Annotated in this window: 15 protein-coding genes, 1 pseudogene and 1 riboswitch; of the genes and pseudogenes, 11 read left to right on the plus strand and 5 right to left on the minus strand. The window is 72.1% G+C overall.

Annotated features, from left to right (window positions below; all coding sequences use genetic code 11):
- Positions 1-32 precede the first annotated feature (32 nt).
- From guaA to ACIRJT_RS02495, 6 genes are all read left to right on the plus strand, one after another.
- Positions 33-1,619 carry a glutamine-hydrolyzing GMP synthase gene (gene guaA / locus ACIRJT_RS02470; protein WP_403903429.1) on the plus strand — a complete coding sequence of 529 codons (1,587 nt, stop codon included), beginning with the start codon at positions 33-35 and terminating at the stop codon, positions 1,617-1,619.
- Between the two features lie 128 nt (positions 1,620-1,747).
- Positions 1,748-2,359, plus strand: coding sequence for a Uma2 family endonuclease (locus ACIRJT_RS02475; protein ID WP_403903431.1), 612 nt, complete (start codon positions 1,748-1,750; stop codon positions 2,357-2,359).
- 45 nt (positions 2,360-2,404) lie between these two features.
- Entirely contained in the window at positions 2,405-3,160 is a 756-nt protein-coding gene (locus tag ACIRJT_RS02480; RefSeq protein ID WP_403903433.1) for an SAM-dependent methyltransferase, read from the plus strand.
- 94 nt (positions 3,161-3,254) lie between these two features.
- Positions 3,255-4,043, plus strand: coding sequence for a class II aldolase/adducin family protein (locus ACIRJT_RS02485; protein WP_403903435.1), 789 nt, complete (start codon positions 3,255-3,257; stop codon positions 4,041-4,043).
- Positions 4,044-4,156: 113 nt separating this feature from the next.
- Entirely contained in the window at positions 4,157-5,425 is a 1,269-nt protein-coding gene (locus ACIRJT_RS02490) for a hypothetical protein (protein WP_403903437.1), read from the plus strand.
- A gap of 118 nt (positions 5,426-5,543) precedes the next feature.
- Positions 5,544-6,053: a DoxX family protein gene (locus ACIRJT_RS02495; protein WP_403903439.1), complete on the plus strand. Its 510-nt coding sequence runs from the start codon at positions 5,544-5,546 to the stop codon at positions 6,051-6,053.
- On the opposite strand, the gene ACIRJT_RS02500 is transcribed toward ACIRJT_RS02495, so the two are convergent.
- Both ACIRJT_RS02500 and ACIRJT_RS02505 read right to left on the minus strand, forming a co-directional pair.
- Positions 5,960-6,223: a hypothetical protein gene (locus ACIRJT_RS02500; RefSeq protein WP_403903442.1), complete on the minus strand. Its 264-nt coding sequence runs from the start codon at positions 6,221-6,223 to the stop codon at positions 5,960-5,962. The two genes, ACIRJT_RS02495 and ACIRJT_RS02500, sit on opposite strands and share 94 nt — an antisense overlap.
- On the minus strand, positions 6,210-7,562 hold the full coding sequence (locus ACIRJT_RS02505) for a PspC domain-containing protein (RefSeq protein WP_403903445.1): 1,353 nt from the start codon (positions 7,560-7,562) through the stop codon (positions 6,210-6,212). The genes ACIRJT_RS02500 and ACIRJT_RS02505 overlap by 14 nt, the downstream gene beginning before the upstream one ends.
- A gap of 217 nt (positions 7,563-7,779) precedes the next feature.
- On the opposite strand from ACIRJT_RS02505, the gene ACIRJT_RS02510 reads away from it, so the two are divergent.
- Together ACIRJT_RS02510 and ACIRJT_RS02515 are read left to right on the plus strand one after the other, a co-directional pair.
- Complete coding sequence (locus ACIRJT_RS02510; protein WP_403903448.1) at positions 7,780-9,066, plus strand: PspC domain-containing protein; 1,287 nt, start codon at positions 7,780-7,782, stop codon at positions 9,064-9,066.
- On the plus strand, positions 9,063-9,758 hold the full coding sequence (locus tag ACIRJT_RS02515) for a response regulator transcription factor (RefSeq protein ID WP_007450924.1): 696 nt from the start codon (positions 9,063-9,065) through the stop codon (positions 9,756-9,758). Before ACIRJT_RS02510 ends, ACIRJT_RS02515 begins: the two co-directional genes overlap by 4 nt.
- A gap of 9 nt (positions 9,759-9,767) precedes the next feature.
- Here the strand turns inward: ACIRJT_RS02515 and ACIRJT_RS02520 are convergent, their stop codons facing one another.
- Positions 9,768-10,538 carry a GNAT family N-acetyltransferase gene (locus ACIRJT_RS02520; RefSeq protein ID WP_403903451.1) on the minus strand — a complete coding sequence of 257 codons (771 nt, stop codon included), beginning with the start codon at positions 10,536-10,538 and terminating at the stop codon, positions 9,768-9,770.
- 151 nt (positions 10,539-10,689) lie between these two features.
- Here ACIRJT_RS02520 and ACIRJT_RS02525 point away from each other — a divergent pair.
- Positions 10,690-11,088, plus strand: a pseudogene (locus ACIRJT_RS02525) (hypothetical protein); the annotation flags it as partial.
- A gap of 138 nt (positions 11,089-11,226) precedes the next feature.
- Here the strand turns inward: ACIRJT_RS02525 and ACIRJT_RS02530 are convergent.
- A complete protein-coding gene (locus ACIRJT_RS02530) occupies positions 11,227-12,303 on the minus strand; it encodes an NlpC/P60 family protein (protein WP_403903453.1) in 1,077 nt (358 codons plus the stop codon).
- A gap of 270 nt (positions 12,304-12,573) precedes the next feature.
- On the opposite strand from ACIRJT_RS02530, the gene ACIRJT_RS02535 reads away from it, so the two are divergent.
- A complete protein-coding gene (locus ACIRJT_RS02535) occupies positions 12,574-12,927 on the plus strand; it encodes a hypothetical protein (protein ID WP_003966864.1) in 354 nt (117 codons plus the stop codon).
- Positions 12,928-12,970: 43 nt separating this feature from the next.
- Here ACIRJT_RS02535 and ACIRJT_RS02540 read toward each other — a convergent pair whose 3' ends face one another.
- A complete protein-coding gene (locus ACIRJT_RS02540) occupies positions 12,971-14,179 on the minus strand; it encodes an NlpC/P60 family protein (RefSeq protein ID WP_403903456.1) in 1,209 nt (402 codons plus the stop codon).
- A riboswitch (cyclic di-AMP (ydaO/yuaA leader) is annotated at positions 14,178-14,344 on the minus strand. Its footprint overlaps the gene before it by 2 nt.
- A gap of 269 nt (positions 14,345-14,613) precedes the next feature.
- On the opposite strand from ACIRJT_RS02540, the gene pcrA reads away from it, so the two are divergent.
- A complete protein-coding gene (gene pcrA / locus ACIRJT_RS02545; protein ID WP_403903458.1) occupies positions 14,614-17,055 on the plus strand; it encodes a DNA helicase PcrA in 2,442 nt (813 codons plus the stop codon).
- Positions 17,056-17,155: the final 100 nt, after the last annotated feature.

A 17,155-nucleotide genomic window follows, 5' to 3' on the forward strand; every position in this document is an offset into this window, starting at 1 on the left:
ACCCCCTTCACCACCGCCGGAAGGCCGCTCCCGTGCCAGCAGCACCCCCCGCCGCCCCCGACGCCACGGCCGACGTGGTCCTCGTCGTCGACTTCGGCGCGCAGTACGCCCAGCTCATCGCCCGCCGTGTCCGTGAGGCCCGGGTCTACAGCGAGATCGTCCCGTCCTCCATGCCGGTGGCCGAGATGCTGGCGAAGAACCCGCGCGCGATCATCCTCTCCGGCGGCCCGTCGTCGGTGTACGCCGAGGGCGCGCCGTCCCTGGACCGCTCGCTCTTCGAGGCCGGGGTGCCCGTCTTCGGCATGTGCTACGGCTTCCAGCTGATGGCCACCACGCTCGGCGGCACGGTCGACGACAACGGGGCCCGTGAGTACGGCCGTACCCCGCTGCACGTCAGCAAGGCGGGCTCGACGCTCTTCGAGGGCACGCCCACCGAGCAGCCGGTGTGGATGTCGCACGGCGACGCCTGCTCGGCGGCCCCCGAGGGCTTCACCGTCACCGCGTCCACCGACGTCGTACCGGTCGCCGCCTTCGAGAACGACGAGAAGAAGCTCTACGGCGTCCAGTACCACCCGGAGGTCATGCACTCGACCCACGGCCAGCAGGTCCTGGAGCACTTCCTCTACCGCGGCGCGGGCATCGAGCCGAACTGGACCACGACCAACGTGGTCGAGGAGCAGACCGCGCTCATCCGCGAGCAGGTCGGCGACAAGCGCGCCATCTGCGCCCTTTCCGGCGGCGTGGACTCCGCGGTCGCCGCGGCCCTCGTCCAGAAGGCCATCGGCTCCCAGCTCACCTGCGTGTACGTCGACCACGGCCTGATGCGCAAGGGCGAGACCGAGCAGGTCGAGAAGGACTTCGTGGCCGCGACCGGCGCGAAGCTCAAGGTCGTCGACGCGAAGAAGCGCTTCCTCGACGCCCTGGCCGGGGTCTCCGACCCCGAGCAGAAGAGGAAGATCATCGGCCGCGAGTTCATCCGTGTCTTCGAGCAGGCCCAGTTGGAGATCCTCCAGGAGGACGGCCCGGAGGTCGCCTTCCTCGTCCAGGGCACGCTCTACCCGGACGTCGTCGAGTCCGGCGGCGGCACCGGCACCGCCAACATCAAGTCCCACCACAACGTCGGCGGACTCCCCGACGACATCGAGTTCCAGCTCGTCGAGCCGCTGCGCCAGCTGTTCAAGGACGAGGTCCGCATGGTCGGCCAGGAGCTGGGCCTCCCCGAGGAGATCGTCCAGCGCCAGCCCTTCCCCGGCCCCGGCCTCGGCATCCGCATCGTCGGCGAGGTCACCGAGGAGCGCCTGGACCTGCTCCGCGAGGCCGACGCGATCGCCCGCGAGGAGCTGACGGCGGCCGGCCTGGACCGCGACATCTGGCAGTGCCCGGTGGTCCTCCTCGCCGACGTCCGCTCGGTCGGCGTCCAGGGCGACGGCCGCACCTACGGCCACCCGATCGTGCTGCGCCCGGTCTCCTCCGAGGACGCCATGACGGCCGACTGGTCGCGGCTGCCGTACGAGACGCTGGCGAAGATCTCCACCCGCATCACCAACGAGGTCGCCGAGGTCAACCGCGTCGTCCTCGACGTGACGAGCAAGCCGCCGGGGACCATCGAGTGGGAGTGACCCCTCCCGCCTCCTGAGAGGCCTCAGGTCAACGCCGGTGCCGTCGCTCATTCGTCTGGGCGGCGGCATTGTCGTATCGGGTGGGTACGCTGAGTGAGGAGACGAGACTTCGGCGTAGGGGAGCAATGATGAGCACCGCTCCCGAGCGTGGGCTTGAGCAGCAGCCGAACCGGTGGCCCGTTCCGCCGGAGGGCGGCTGGACGGCGGACGACCTCGACCGGATTCCGGGCCTCCCGCCCCACACCGAGCTGATCGACGGGAGCCTCGTCTTCCTGAGTCCGCAGCGCAAGTTCCACACGCGAGCCATGTGGTTGCTGGAGACGGCACTGCTCACGCACGTGCCGGCGGATCTGGACGTGGACCGGGAGATGACGATCAGGCTGGACCGCAGAAATCGTCCGGAGCCCGATCTGCTGGTGTGCCGCGCCGAGGCGGACACCGGTGCGGACCAGACCTGGTACGCACCGGAGGACGTGGTCCTGGCCGTCGAGGTCGTGTCGCCCGACTCCGAGGACCGGGACCGGGGGGTCAAACCACGCAAGTACGCGGAGGCGGGGGTCAGGCACTTCTGGCGGGTCGAGCAGGGAGCCGACGATCTGCCCGTCGTGTACGTCTACGAGCTCGACCCGGCGACCGGCACCTGCACGCCCACCGGAATCCACCGCAAGAAGATGAACCTCGACGTCCCGTTCCCGGTCGACATCGACCTCACGGATATCTACCGCCGAGGCCGCTCCTAGAAACCGCTGGCACGGGCGCCGCCCCCCGTGCCAGGCTCCCTCCTCATGTCCGCCGAAGAAGTCCGCGCCATCGTGTCCGCCGCCGGTAACGACCGCCTCACCTGGAACACCCCGCTCTCCGAGGCGCACGCGGACCGGCTGATCGCCGCCTGCGCCCCCGATCCAGGATCACGGATCGTCGATCTCGGCTCCGGCTGGGGCGAGTTGCTGATGCGGCTCGTCGAGGCCGCGCCCGGGGCCACCGGGGACGGCGTCGAGACCGACCCCGACGCCGTGGCGCGCGGGCGGAAGCTCGCCGGGCAGCGGCGGCTCGGTGACCGCGTGCGGTTCCACGGGGTGCCCGCCGCCGAGTGGACCGAGCGCGGATACGACCTCGCCGTCTCCATCGGCTCCTCGCACGCCTGGCCCGGCACGACCCGGGAGGCCCTCACCGCCCTCGCCGCCGCCGTGCGCCCCGGCGGCCGGGTCCTGTTCGGCGAGGGGATCTGGCTGAAGGAACCGACCTCCGCCGCACTGGAGGGCATCGGCGCCGAGCCCGGCGACTTCGGGTCGCTGCTGGAGCTGATCCGGCTGGCGGAGTCCGTCGGGCTGCGCGCGCTCCAGGTCACCGTCGCCGACGAGCGCGAATGGGACCTCTTCGAGTCCGAGGGGCCGATCGGCCGCGGGCAGCGCTGGGCCCTGGAACACCCGGACCATCCGCTGCACGCCGAGGTGACCGCCGAGATCGACGCCCGCCGCACCGGCTACTACGGCGGCTACCGTTCGTATCTCACGCTCGCCTACCTGGTGCTCAGCACCTGACAGACGCCCGGGAGGCCTCGTCGCACCTCTGGCCACCTGACCCACCCGGCGGTAGCTTCCGGTCCCGTACGCCCAGGGAACCCGAGGAGCCGCCATGTCCGAGCCGGTCGCCGTGCCCGCCCCCGCCCCGATCCCCGTCGAGCAGCTCCAGTTCGCGATGCCGCCCGTGCACGCCTCGCCGGACGAGGAGCGCGCGTACCGCAGGGAGCGGCTGGCGGGCGCGCTGCGGCTGTTCGGGCAGCTCGGGTACGAGGACGGGGTATCCGGGCACATCAGCGCCCGCGACCCCGAGCTGGCGGACTGCTTCTGGGTCAACCCGTTCGGCGCGCCCTTCGCCGACCTCGCCCCGCAGGACCTGATCCTCGTCAACGGCGACGGCCAGGTGCTCCGGGGCCGCTTCCACGTCAACCAGGCCGCGTTCGCCGTGCACGCGGCGGTGCACCGGGCCCGCCCGGACACCGTGGCCGTCGCGCACACCCACTCCACGCACGGGCGGGCGCTCGCCGCGCTCGGGGAGCCGATCGAGCCGATCACCCAGGAATCCTGCGTCTTCTACGAGGACCACGCGCTGTACGAGGCCTACTCCGGGGTCGTCGTGGACGAGGGCGAGGGGCGGCGCATCGCCGCCGCGCTCGGGCCGCACAAGGCGGTGATCCTGCGCAACCACGGGCTGCTGACCGTCGGCGGCTCGGTGGACGCGGCGGCCTGGTGGTTCCTCACCATGGAGCGCGCCTGCCAGGTGCAGCTGCTGGCGCGGGCCGCCGGGAAGCCCGTGCTCATCTCGCACCGGGACGCCGTCACCACCCGCGATCACCTCGGCGGCGACCTGGTGGCCTGGATCAACTACCAGCCCTTGTGGCAGCGGGTCGCTCGAACATTCTGACGATCCCCGCCCGCCGTCCGCCCCGATGCGGGCAACGCCCGCCCGGTACGGCACAATTCGCAGATATCGCAAGTGAGTTGGCTGTACCGGGGCGGGAAAGGGCGTAAACCTCCGTGGCGTTGGACGAATCCAGGACGAGCGGCACGCACAGCGGCGGCTGTACGTGCGGCGACTGCCCGCACGGAGCCCGCCACGGACACCGGCGCGCCGTCGCCGCGTTCCTGGCCAAACGGGACGAACTGGCGGCGGGCAAAGGCCTTCCCGCCGGGGTCGCCCAGTCGCCGTCCGCGTCCCGGCAGTGGGTGTCCGACGAGCTGACCGGGTCCGCCCGCACCGTCGCCGAGCGGGCCCGGGAAGCCGGCGACGCCTGGCTCCACCAGGTCTGGCGGGGGACGCTGTTCGCCGTCTGGGGGGCGGCCGGGGCCCTTCTCGTCGGCGCGAGCCTGACCGCGATCGGGGCCGGCTGGTCCACCGCCCGTACCGCCGGACTGATCGCCGCCCTCCTCACGGCCGGGCTCCTCACCGCCGCCGCCCGCCTCCACCGCGCCCGGGGCGGCCTCCTCGCCCCGCTGATCGGGGAGGACAACCGGCTCTCCACCTCCCGTACGGTCGCCGGAGTCTGGGTGCTGCTCGCCGTCTTCGCCGTCCTCGTCCTCGCGCTGCAACTGGCCGGGGCCTCCGACCCGGCCGAGCGGGACGCGCTGATCGAGGGGCTCGACCTCGTGCGTTCCGCCGGGGTCGTGGCCGTGCTGGCGCTCGTGTGCGCGGTCGCCGTCGTCGTACGCCGCGTGGTGACCGTACGGGTGCTGGGCCAGCGGCTCCAGAAGCTGCGCGCGGACCGGCCGCGCGCCGCCGACCTGCTCACCGACGACTCGGGGCGCGGCTCCTTCACCGATGTGCAGTACGTGCTGGTCAGCGCCGTCGCCGTGCTGTTCGCCGCGGTCCGCCTGGCCCGCCGCCCCGAGCAGCTGCCCGATCTGCCGTGGGGGCTCGCGCTGCTGGTGGCGGTCTCGGCGGCGACCTACTTCGCCGGGAAGTACGCGGAGGGCGGCCGGCCCGTCGTGCTGTCCGTCGTGCGGGCCCGCGAGGCCGGGGACCTGGACGCCCCGATCCGGACCGGCGACGACATCGAGATCCGGGGCGCGGGCTTCGTACCACCCGGCGCGGGCGGCCCCGACCGGCTGGCCCGGCTCGTCGTACGGATCGGCACGGTCCACGTCCACGTACCGCTGATCCCGGTCGCCGGAGGCTTCGCCAACCCGACCGACACCGTCCTGACCGTGCCCGTCCCGGTCGAGGTCGAGCCGGGGACCGTGGACGTCCAGGTCGTCACCGCCGCCGGGGTGGAGACCAACCGCTGCCCGATCGACGTCACGGACTGACCGGCACCGGGCCCCGGGCGAATTTCCGCCGCCGATCGCGTCCCAGCCCTGGTGAGCAGCGCGCCGAGGGCGTACGTATGGTCGAGGTGTCGGGACTTCGGGAAGCAGGGCAGCGGTGATGAACGATTACGGCGGCGGATCGTACGGTCTGGGCGAGCGCAGGACACTGAAGGAGCAGGCGGGCGCGTACGCCCTGCTGCCGCTGCGGATCTTCCTCGGCGTCACCTTCGTCTACGCGGGACTCGACAAGCTCACGGACAGCGGGTTCCTGTCCGCGACCGGCACCGGCTCCATCGGCGAGATGATGCGCGGGGTGCGCGACTCCTCCGCGATCCCCGCCCTCGTCGACCTGGCGCTGAAGAGCCCCGAGGGCTTCGGCTACGCCATCGCGATCGGGGAACTGCTCGTCGGCCTCGGCACCCTCATCGGGCTCTGGGCCCGGCTCGCGGCGCTGGGCGGCGCGCTCATCTCACTGAGCCTCTGGCTGACCGTGAGCTGGCAGGCCACCCCCTACTACTACGGCAACGACCTGCCCTACCTGATGGCGTGGCTGCCGCTGGTGCTCGCGGGCGCCACCGTGTTCTCCGCGGACGCCTTCCTCGCCTCGCGCCGCCGCCGCAGCATGTAGGCGGCCCACGTCACCGTCGCGGCCAGCCACAGCCCGCCGAGGAACAGCGGCAGGAAGAACGTCCACGGGACCTCCCAGGCCCCGGCGGCATCGGCCGCGTACCCCCAGGCCAGGCCCAGCATCGTCAGGCCCGCCACCGCGCGGCCGGGTCGGAACTCATGACGCAGCACGGGTGACCTCCACCTGTCCGATGCCGACTTCCAGCATCAGTTCGATCGTTCCGGCGGGCTTCGTGCCCGCGGGCGGCGGCAGCGTCCGCTGCTTCGCCTCGTCGCTGTTGATCCGGACCTGGACCCGCTGCCCCTCCTCCAGCCGGATCTCCCCGAGACCCGCCTCGGCGCGCACCTTCACCGTCACGTTCTCCGGGACGACGACGGCCGCCCGCCCCGCCGCCACGTCGAGCCCCGTGCGCACGGTCTCGCCCCTGGCCACCTTCAGTCCGGACAGGTCCAGCCGGGCGTCGCCCGTACGCAGCTCGTAGCGCGGCGCGACGGCGGACACCGAGGCGGGCCGCCACTCCTGGCGCGCCCACGAGGTGTCGATGTCCTTCGGGAGCACCGCCGCGCCCGCCAGCAGGCCCGCCGTGACCATCGCCATCAGGACCGTGCCGAAACCGGTCCGCCCCAGCAACGAGGCGACCAGCAGGCCGAGCCCGAAGACGGCGAGAGCGGCGACCAGGCCGATCTGGAGGGCGGTGCCCAGCGGCTGCTGCTCCCAGCTCAGCCCGGTGCCCAGACCGCCCGCCACCAGCGCCGCCACGAGGACCGGACCGCCGATGGAACGCGGCCCGCGCTCCACGGGCGACGGCTGCGGCCTCAGGAACGGGGCGTCCGGAGTGGGCCGCCCGGCCTTCGCCCCGGCGCGCGCCGCGCCGGCGTCGCTGTCCGGCGGGCCCCACAGATAGCCGGGCCCGGCCGGCCCCGTGGTCCCGTCCTTGACGATCGGGTCCCGCCACCACGACGGCCCGCCCGGCGTCGGCGGGGCCTTCACCTCCGGCGGCGGCGTGCCGAGCCCACCGGTGTGCACGGGGCCGGGCGGGGCCGCCGGTGCGCCGGGCGCGGCCGTCGGGTCCTCCGGGGCCCCCGCCGTCCGCCGGGACTGCGTCCACACGGAGAACCCGACGACGGCCAGCGTCAGCAGCGCGGCGAACGCCAGCATGCCCCGGTTGTGCAGCATCGACAGGAACAGTCCGCAGCCGATCAGCGCCAGCAGCAGCGCCACCAGGGACGCTCCGTCGACCCGTCCCGACAGCAGTTTGCGCGCCTCGTTCTCGTCGTCGCCGTCGGCGGGCAGCAGCAGCCAGGCGAAGCCGTAGAAGATCAGCCCGATGCCTCCGGTCGCCGACAGCACACCGAGCACGATCCGGAAGATCACCGGATCCACGTCGCAGTACCGGCCGAGTCCGCCGCACACCCCGGCGACGACCTTCTGTCGCGGGGCGCGCCGCAGCGTCGGCTTCGGCGCTTCGGGGGGCGCGACGCCGGGCGTGGCGTCCGAGGGAGCGGTCATGCCTCCATGGTGACGGTCCGGACCGCCCACCGGGACCCGCGCCGACCCTGGACGGTCCCTGATATTGCCCGGTGACGCCCCTGAAGGGCCGGGGCGCACGCGCCGGGAGGAGCGGGGAGGGGAGCTGCCACCAGGACGTGCGCGGGGGAGAGCATCAGGGTCACTTCGGGGGCCTACCCTGATGCCGCCCCGCGGCCGCGCGTGTGACGATCGGGGTATGCCAGCCGCCACCGCCCGAGCCGCCAGCTCCCTCGCCGCCGACCCGGAGGAGCCCGCACCGCGCAAGCTCTACCGCAGCGCCGACGGCCGGCTGCTCGGCGGCGTCGCGCGCGGCCTCGCCGGACACCTCGGGCTGCCCGTCGCGTGGGTGCGGTTCTTCTTCCTCGGGCTGTTCTTCACCGACGGCCTCGGCGCCGTGCTCTACGCGGTGTTCTGGATCGTCGTGCCGCTCGGCGTCGGCGGCGTCGAGGCCCCGCGCTCCGTGTTCGAGACGTCGGCGGACGGCCGCCGCAAGCTCCGCAAGCCGGACAGGGGCCAGGTCTTCGCACTGGTCGCCCTGACCGTCGGGGCCGTCGCGTTCGTGGTCAACGTCGACATGGGCAGCGGGGCCGACCGCTACATCTGGCCCACCCTCCTGATCGGCGCGGGCTCCGTCCTGGTCTGGCGACAGGCGGACAACGCCCGCCGAGCCCGGTGGATGGAGACCGGCCGCAACCGCAAGCTGCTGCACCTGGCCCGCGGCCTCGCCGGAGTGGCCCTCGTCGGCCTCGGCCTCGCCGTGTTCATGGTGGTGCGCGGCTCGGCCGCCCAGCTCGGCAACGTGCTCACCGCGGCCATCGCCGTACTCACCGGCATCGCCCTGCTCGCCGGCCCCTACCTGGTGCGGATGACCCAGGACCTCTCCGAGGAGCGCCTGATGCGCATCCGTGCCCAGGAACGGGCCGAGGTCGCCGCCCACGTCCACGACTCCGTGCTGCACACCCTCACGCTGATCCAGCGCAACGCCGACGACGGCGGCGAGGTCAGACGCCTCGCCCGCGCCCAGGAACGCGAGCTGCGCAACTGGCTCTACAACCCCGAGGGCACCGGCAAGGACGAGGACGACGAGCCGGAGACCCTGGCCGAGGCGGTCAAGCGGGCCGCCGCCGAGGTCGAGGACAAGCACGGCGTCCCGCTGGAGGTCGTCGTGGTCGGCGACTGCCCCCTCGACGACAAGCTGACCGCGCAGATGCAGGCCGCGCGCGAGGCGATGGTCAACGCCGCCAAGTACGGTGGCGAGGGCGGCGCCGTCCAGGTCTTCGCGGAGGTCGAGGGCCGCACGGTCTTCGTGTCCGTACGGGACCGGGGTCCGGGATTCGACCTCGACGAGGTTCCCGGGGACAGGATGGGCGTACGAGAATCAATCATCGGCCGCATGCAGCGCAACGGCGGCAGCGCCCGGCTGCGTTCGGTGCCCGGCGGGGGCACCGAGGTCGAGCTGGAGATGGAGAGGGCGAGCGAATGACCGAGAACACCGAAGCCACCGGGGGCCCGGAGCGACGGGTACGGGTCGTGCTCGTCGACGACCACCGGATGTTCCGCACCGGGGTGCAGGCCGAGATCGGCCGCACCGAGGAGACCGGCGTCGAGGTGGTCGGCGAGGCCGCCGACGTCGACCAGGCGGTCACCGTCATCACGGCGACCCGCCCCGAGGTCGTCCTCCTCGACGTCCACCTCCCCGGCGGCGGCGGCGTCGAGGTGCTCCGCCGCTGCGCCCCCATGATGGGCACGGCCGAGAATCCGGTCCGCTTCCTCGCGCTGTCCGTCTCGGACGCCGCGGAGGACGTCATCGGCGTCATCCGGGGCGGTGCGCGCGGCTACGTCACCAAGACGATCACCGGCACCGACCTGGTGAACTCGGTCTTCCGCGTCCAGGAGGGCGACGCGGTCTTCTCGCCGCGGCTGGCCGGCTTCGTCCTGGACGCCTTCGCCTCCACGGACGCCCCGCCGGTCGACGAGGACCTGGACCGCCTCACCCAGCGCGAGCGCGAGGTGCTGCGGCTGATCGCCCGCGGTTACGCGTACAAGGAGATCGCCAAGCAGCTGTTCATCTCGGTGAAGACGGTCGAGTCGCACGTCTCGGCGGTCCTCAGGAAGCTCCAGCTCTCCAACCGGCACGAGCTGACCCGGTGGGCGACGGCTCGACGGCTGGTCTGAGACCGTTGCTCATCTGTCGGCCGACTCCAGCGAGATGTTGACCTTCTCGCCGATCCGGCGGTAGCCGATGCCCGCGTAGACCCGCTCGACGTCGGGGTCGCCCGGCTCCAGCCAGACCGCCCGGCACCCCTGGTCGAAGGCCCGTTCCGTCAGCCAGGCGGAGAGCGCGGCGCCCACACCCCGGCGGCGGCAGCGGGCGGCGACGGCGAGTCCGGCCAGCTCGCTCAGGCCGTCGATCGCGGCCGAGCAGCCGCCCGCCCCGGCCGGCGTACCGTCGAGGACGGCCAGTGCGGCGACCCCGTCGCCGGAGGCCGCCGCCCGCAGCCAGTCGGTCGTTCCCTGCTCGGGCTCGCCCTCGCCGCCGAAGCCGTGGTGCTGGACGCGGGCGGCCTCGGTGAACTCCGCCTCGGTGGACGGTGTGTCGACGCTCAGACCGTCGACCGGCTTCGGCGGCCGGAGGTCCTCGCGGCCGCAGGCGAGCAGCGGGGCGCGGTTCTCCACGGTGAAACCGGCGGCCAGCAGGGCCGGTTCGACGGCCGGGGCCCAGGCCGGCAGGAACTCCAGACGGGGAAGCCGTTCGTGCTTCCCGAACGCGTCGACCAGGGCCGTCACATCGTCCGCCGTGGGTTCCGCGCCCCGGTCGGGGATGGCGTAGTTGGCGTACTTCAGCTCCCAGCCCGGATTGTGCCGGACGGTGAACGGTCCCACCCGGTAGTGGTCCGGGGAGCGCAGCGCGAGCGCCCGGGCGTAGTCCTGGACGGCGTTCGCCATCGACGTCATACGGGAGTTCCTTCGGTGGGGGATCGGGACCGGCTGCGGGTGCCGATGTCAGTTGTCGGCCGGTGTCCGTATTACCTGGGGCTTCTGTATTACCTGGGGCTTCTGTGTGTTGTCCAGGTTCTCTGTCGGGGCCTTGTCCGGGTGAACAGTCCGTTCTCCGGCGAGTCGTGTTGATGATGTCCTGGCAGTAGCGGCGGACGTGAGGCGCTTGAAGAAGGCCGGAGACGCGGTGCTTTTCATACCGGCAGCACGACGTGATGCGGCGCTGGTCTCACCCGACGATTTCGCCGGCCTGCGGGACATCGCTCTGGCCGAGAGCGCCGCGGCATCGGGGACGTTGAAGGGCCTGGAGGCCGGCCCCGGCAGGATAAGAACCGACCTCTCGTCACAGCGACGGGTCTTGCTGGTCACGGATGCACCCAACGTGGCCCGGCCGGTGTCGGCGGCGCGGGACGAGGCGAAGGTGTCGGTGCTGCGGGCGTCCTTCACGGCGGTGGCGGACCGGCAGGTTCTCGGACGACGAGTGACGGTGTACGAACGGCGCTTGTAGCGCGTCACGTGGACGTATGGGTACAGCGTCCCGGCGCTGTGCCGAGCGGATACCCAGCCGGGCCATTCGTACGTCACGTTGATGACAAGTCACCCGGAGGGCGACATCTCCACTCGGCACCCGAACCTGCGCGGCGGACTATGCCACCCGGGTCGCTCCGGCGAAAGGCATCTGATCGACGGGCGCGATGCGGACCGGCGCTCCGGGGCGCGGGGCGTGAATCATTTGGCCGCCGCCGATGTAGAGGCCGACATGGCTGATCCCGGAGTAGAAGAACACCAGGTCGCCGGGGGCCAGTTCGGAGCGGGGGACCCGGGCTCCGGCGTTGATCTGGGTGTAGGTGGTGCGCGGCAGGCTCACGCCCGCCGCCTTCCAGGCCGCCTGGGTCAGGCCCGAGCAGTCGAAGGCGTTCGGGCCCGTCGCGCCCCAGACGTACGGCTTGCCGATCGCGCCGTTTGCGAAGGCGATGGCCCGGGCGGCGCGGGAGTTGGGCGCGGCGACCGGGACGCGGTTGGCGGCGCGGTCGGCGTGGTCCGGGCCGCCGCCGTGCCGGGCGTCGGCGGCGCGTTCGTACGCGGCGCGCTCGTCGGCGGTCAGGGTGTCCAGCAGCCTGCGGGCGTCGGCCAGTTTGGCGCGGATCGCGGTGCGGTGTTCGCGCAGCTCGGCGCGCCGGGCGGCGAGGCGTTCGGTCTCCTGGTCGGCGCGGGCCTTGACGCGGGTGATCCGGGAGACCTGCCGCCGGATGCCGTGCAGCAGGCCGCTCTGCCGGTCGCCCACCCGGTCGAGGTAGGAGGCGCGTTGCAGAAAGGCGTCGGGGTCGGAGGAGAGCGCCAGTCGCAGGGTCGGGTCCAGGGTGCCGCTGCGGTACTGCGCGGTGGCCAGTGAACCGAGGGCGTGCCGGGCGGTGTTGAGGCGGGCGGTGCGGCGGGCTGCCTCGTCGGTCAGGGAGTCGACGGCGCGGGTGGCGGCGGCCGCCTCCTCCTTCGCCCCGTTGTACTTCTCGGTGGCGACCTCGGCGTCGTGGTAGAGCCGGTCGACCTTCACCCGGACCTGCGCGGCGGTGGGGGCCGGTTCGGCGGGGGCCGCGCCCGCTCCGGTGACCGAGCCGGCGGTGGCGGCCCCGGCGAGCGCCAGGGTGGCGGCGGTGCGGGCAGCAGAGCCGGTGAGCGGGCGCTGCTTGGGTTTTCGGTGGGTTGACCTGCGGTGCGCTGCCACGGGGGTGGCATCCTTCCTGTCGGCTGCCCGCCGGGGGATACCGGAGGGTCCGTGAAGGACGCTAATCCTGGTGCGGGGAAAAGAGTCGCCATGACTGCTATTGCCCTGATGTGACGTTTCACCGGCCATGGTTGATCACCGATACTCCCGCACACCTGGGCAACGCGGTCAATTCCTGAGGAGGTGCACGAGGAGGCACACAAGGGGGCACATAAGGAAGGCTTGCCTCACTGAAAGGTAAAACCTTGGCCATGGTTAGGCTCCGGAGCCATGGACGTACTCATCAATGTCTTCGTCGCCCTGCACATCATCGGCATCGCCTCCCTGCTGGGCGGCTTCCTGACGCAGATGAAGGCCATGGGAGCGGGCACCGCCCGCTTCACCCCCGCCATGCTGCACGGCGCGCTGACCATGCTCGTCACCGGCATCGCCCTGGTCGGACTCAACCAGGCCGACGACCAGACCGTGAACAACGTCAAGATCGGCATCAAGCTCGCGCTGCTGGTCGTGATCCTCGCCCTCGTCTACGTCAAGCGGGACGACGAGACGGTGGACAAGGGGGCGTTCGCCGCCGTCGGCGGGCTGACGGCCGCCAACATCTTCATCGCCACGGTCTGGACCTGAGGCTTTCCGGGGGCGGCCGCCGAGAAGCCGTCCCCGACGCGTACTACGCCGGGCGCACGCTCCCGTAGATCGGCATGGAGTAGATCGACTCCTCGCGCACGTTCGCACCCGGCTTCGGGGCGTGGATCATCATCCCGTCGCCCTTGTAGATGCCGACGTGGCTGATGTCGTCGTAGAAGAAGACCAGGTCCCCCGGCTTCAGGTCGGACGTGGCGACCCGGGTCCCGACCTCCACCTGGTCCCAGGTGGTCCGGGGCAGGGTCACGCCCGCCTCCCGCCACGCCGCCTGCGTCAGTCCCGAGCAGTCGTAACTGGAAGGGCCCGACGCGCCCCACACGTACGGCTTCCCGATCTGTGCGCGGGCGAAGGCGAGCACCTTCTCCGCCTTGGCGGCGTAGCCGGTGCCCGTACCGGTGCCCGTACCGTTACCGGAGCCGGGGTCCGTGCCCGTACCGGAACCGGAACCCGTGCCCGAGCCGCCGCCGGACTCCTTCGCGGCCTCCTCGCGGGCCTTCTCCTCGGCCTCGGCCCTCTCCTTCGCCTCGGCGGCCTGCCGGGCGGCCAGCTTCGCCGCCTTCTCCTTCGCCTCGGCCTCCTGTCTGCGCTCCAGCTCCGCCAGCCGCGCCTTCTCCTCGGCGGTCAGCCTCGACAGCAGGCCCCGGGCCTCGGTGAGCCTGGTCTGCACGTCCTTCTTGCTGGAGGCGAGCGTGGCCTGCGTCTCGGTGAGGGTCTCCAGGCTCTTCACCGCCTCCGCGCGCTTCTTCGCCGCCGAGGCCTGCTGCGTACGGAAATCGCTGACGGCCTTCTGCTGCCGCTCCGTCGCCCGGTCCATCATCCGGCTCTGGTCGAAGTACCCCTGCGGGTTCTCCGCCAGGAAGAACGTCGCCATGGGCGTGATGCCGCCACTGCGGTACTGGGCCGCCGCGTAGGAGCCCAGCGCCCGACGCGCCTCGTTGATCTTCTCGGTCCGCTTCGCCACGTCGGAGAGCAGCGTGTCGACCTTCGTCCGCTGGGACGCGGAGGCTGCCTTGGCCCGGTTGTACTCCTGGGTCGCGGTGCCCGCCTGCCGGTACAGGGCGTCGACCTTCTTCTGGACTTCCTCGATGCCGGGCTTCGGCTCCGCGGGCGCGGCCGTGGCGCTCTGCGTGGAGAGCAGCGTCACGGAGGCCAGCGCGACCGTCGTCAGCCCGACGGCGGGGGTGGTGGTGCGCACCTTCGTGCGCGGCTTGCGGTGCGATGCCAAGACCGGCATCTCCTTCCGTGGACCGCCTACCGGGTTAGCTGTCGGGTTCGGACGGAACGGAAGGCTGTCCTACGGTCCGGCTGCGAGGGCACGGACCGATTCACCCCGGTGTCGCGTGTGGGTCCCCGGTTCCGAACCGCCAGGGCGGCAGGACGGATTCGGCAGAGGCGCCCGTCAGGCGTGGTTCGCCTCAGGGAGGTACGGGCCACCTGACCGAGCACGCTAGCCAACCGGCCCCACCGCTGGGAAGGACGATGAGCGATATGCCCGATACATTTTCGTGACCTTTCCGGTTCAGGGCTCCGGCACCCCTTCCGACCGGGCGATCCTTCACGGAACGTCGACGTCCGGTCTCCGTGCGTACGGGTGGCGGCGTGGTGCGAGCGGCCCCTTCTCGCCTTCGGCCGAAGGTTGTCGGTCCGGCCGCCTAGACTCGGGAGGCGATGAGCAGCCTCTTTGACGACAGTTTCCTGACCGGCCTCCAGTCCGCGGAGGACGGCCCCCCGCCGCCCCCCGAGGACCACGCGCCCGAAGCGGTGCCGGAGGGACTCTTCGAGGGCGTCTACGACGCGCCTCCGCCGCCCCGGGACGGGTATTACCGGGACGGTCACCCCCGCCCGGCGATCGACCCCGCCGCGCTGCTCGACGGGCTGAACACCGAGCAGCGCGCCGCCGTCGTGCACGCCGGGTCCCCGCTGCTCATCGTCGCCGGGGCCGGCTCCGGCAAGACCCGGGTCCTCACCCACCGCATCGCCCATCTGCTGGCCGAGCGCGGGACGCATCCCGGGCAGATCCTCGCGATCACCTTCACCAACAAGGCCGCGGGCGAGATGAAGGAGCGCGTCGAGCAGCTCGTCGGCCCCCGCGCCAACGCCATGTGGGTCATGACCTTCCACAGCGCGTGCGTCCGCATCCTGCGCCGCGAGTCGAAGAAGCTCGGCTTCACCTCGTCGTTCTCGATCTACGACGCCGCCGACTCCAAGCGCCTGATGGCCCTGGTCTGCCGCGACCTCGACCTGGACCCGAAGCAGTTCCCGCCGAAGTCCTTCACCGCCAAGGTCTCCAACCTCAAGAACGAGCTCATCGACGAGGAGACCTTCGCCGGGCAGGCCGCGGACGGTTTCGAGAAGACCCTGGCCCAGGCGTACGCGCTCTACCAGGCCCGCCTGCGCGAGGCCAACGCCCTGGACTTCGACGACATCATCATGACGACGGTCCACCTGCTCCAGGCCTTCCCGGACGTCGCCGAGCACTACCGCCGCCGCTTCCGCCACGTCCTCGTCGACGAGTACCAGGACACCAACCACGCCCAGTACACCCTGGTACGGGAGCTGGTCGGCCCGGCCGGGGAGGCCGACGCACCCGCCGAGCTGTGCGTGGTGGGCGACGCGGACCAGTCGATCTACGCCTTCCGGGGCGCGACCATCCGCAACATCCTCCAGTTCGAGGAGGACTACCCGAGCGCCACGACGATCCTGCTGGAGCAGAACTACCGCTCCACACAGACGATCCTCTCCGCCGCCAACGCCGTCATCGAGCGCAACGAGAGCCGCCGCCCCAAGAACCTCTGGACCAACGCCGGCAGCGGCGCCCGCATCACCGGCTACGTCGCCGACACCGAGCACGACGAGGCGCAGTTCGTCGCCGACGAGATCGACCGGCTCACCGACGCGGGCGACGCCAAGGCGGGCGACGTCGCCGTCTTCTACCGGACCAACGCCCAGTCCCGCGTCTTCGAAGAGATCTTCATCCGCGTCGGCCTGCCCTACAAGGTCGTCGGCGGTGTGCGCTTCTACGAGCGCAAGGAGGTCCGCGACGTCCTGGCCTACCTCCGGGTCCTCGCCAACCCCGAGGACACCGTCCCGCTGCGCCGCATCCTCAACGTCCCCAAGCGCGGCATCGGCGACCGCGCCGAAGCGATGATCGACGCCCTGTCGATGCGCGAGAAGATCTCCTTCCCGCAGGCGCTGCGCCGCGTCGACGAGGCGTACGGCATGGCCGCCCGCTCGTCCAACGCCGTCAAGCGCTTCAACACGCTGATGGAGGAGCTCCGCACGATCGTCGAGTCCGGCGCCGGGCCCGCCGTCGTGCTGGAGGCGGTCCTGGAGCGCACGGGCTATCTCGCCGAGCTCCAGGCCTCCACCGACCCGCAGGACGAGACCCGCATCGAGAACCTCCAGGAACTGGCCGCCGTCGCCCTCGAATTCGAGCAGGAGCGCGGCGACGAGGAAGGCGCGGGCACGCTCGCGGAGTTCCTGGAGAAGGTCGCGCTCGTCGCCGACTCCGACCAGATCCCCGACGAGGACGAGGACGGCTCCGGCGTCATCACACTGATGACCCTGCACACGGCGAAGGGCCTGGAGTTCCCGGTCGTCTTCCTCACCGGCATGGAGGACGGCGTCTTCCCGCACATGCGGGCCCTCGGCCAGACCAAGGAGCTGGAGGAGGAGCGCCGCCTCGCGTACGTCGGCATCACCCGCGCCCGCGAACGGCTCTATCTGACCCGGGCCGCGATGCGCAGCGCCTGGGGCCAGCCCTCGTACAACCCGCCCTCGCGGTTCCTGGAGGAGATCCCGGAAGCGCATCTGGACTGGCGGCGCAAGGGCCCGATGGCCGCCCCCGCCGGGCCCACCTCCGGCATCACGTCCTCGCTGTCCTCCTCCCGCTCCCGCTCCGGCCCCTCGGGCTTCGCGACCCGGCGAGGCGGCGCGGAGAAGCCGACGGTCACCCTGGTGGCCGGGGACCGGGTCACGCACGACCAGTTCGGGCTCGGCACGGTGACGGCCGTCGAGGGCTTCGGCGACCAGGCCAAGGCGACGGTCGACTTCGGCGACGAACGCCCGAAGAAGCTGCTGCTGCGGTACGCGCCGGTCGAGAAGCTGTAGTCGGGCGGGACCGGGGGGGGGGGGGGGGGGGGGGGGGGGGGGGGGGGGGGGGGGGGGGGGGGGGGGCGCGGGGGCGCCCGCGCGGGGGGGGGGGGCGGGC

This window comes from Streptomyces sp. NPDC102283, from assembly GCF_044766265.1.
Lineage (GTDB): Bacteria > Actinomycetota > Actinomycetes > Streptomycetales > Streptomycetaceae > Streptomyces.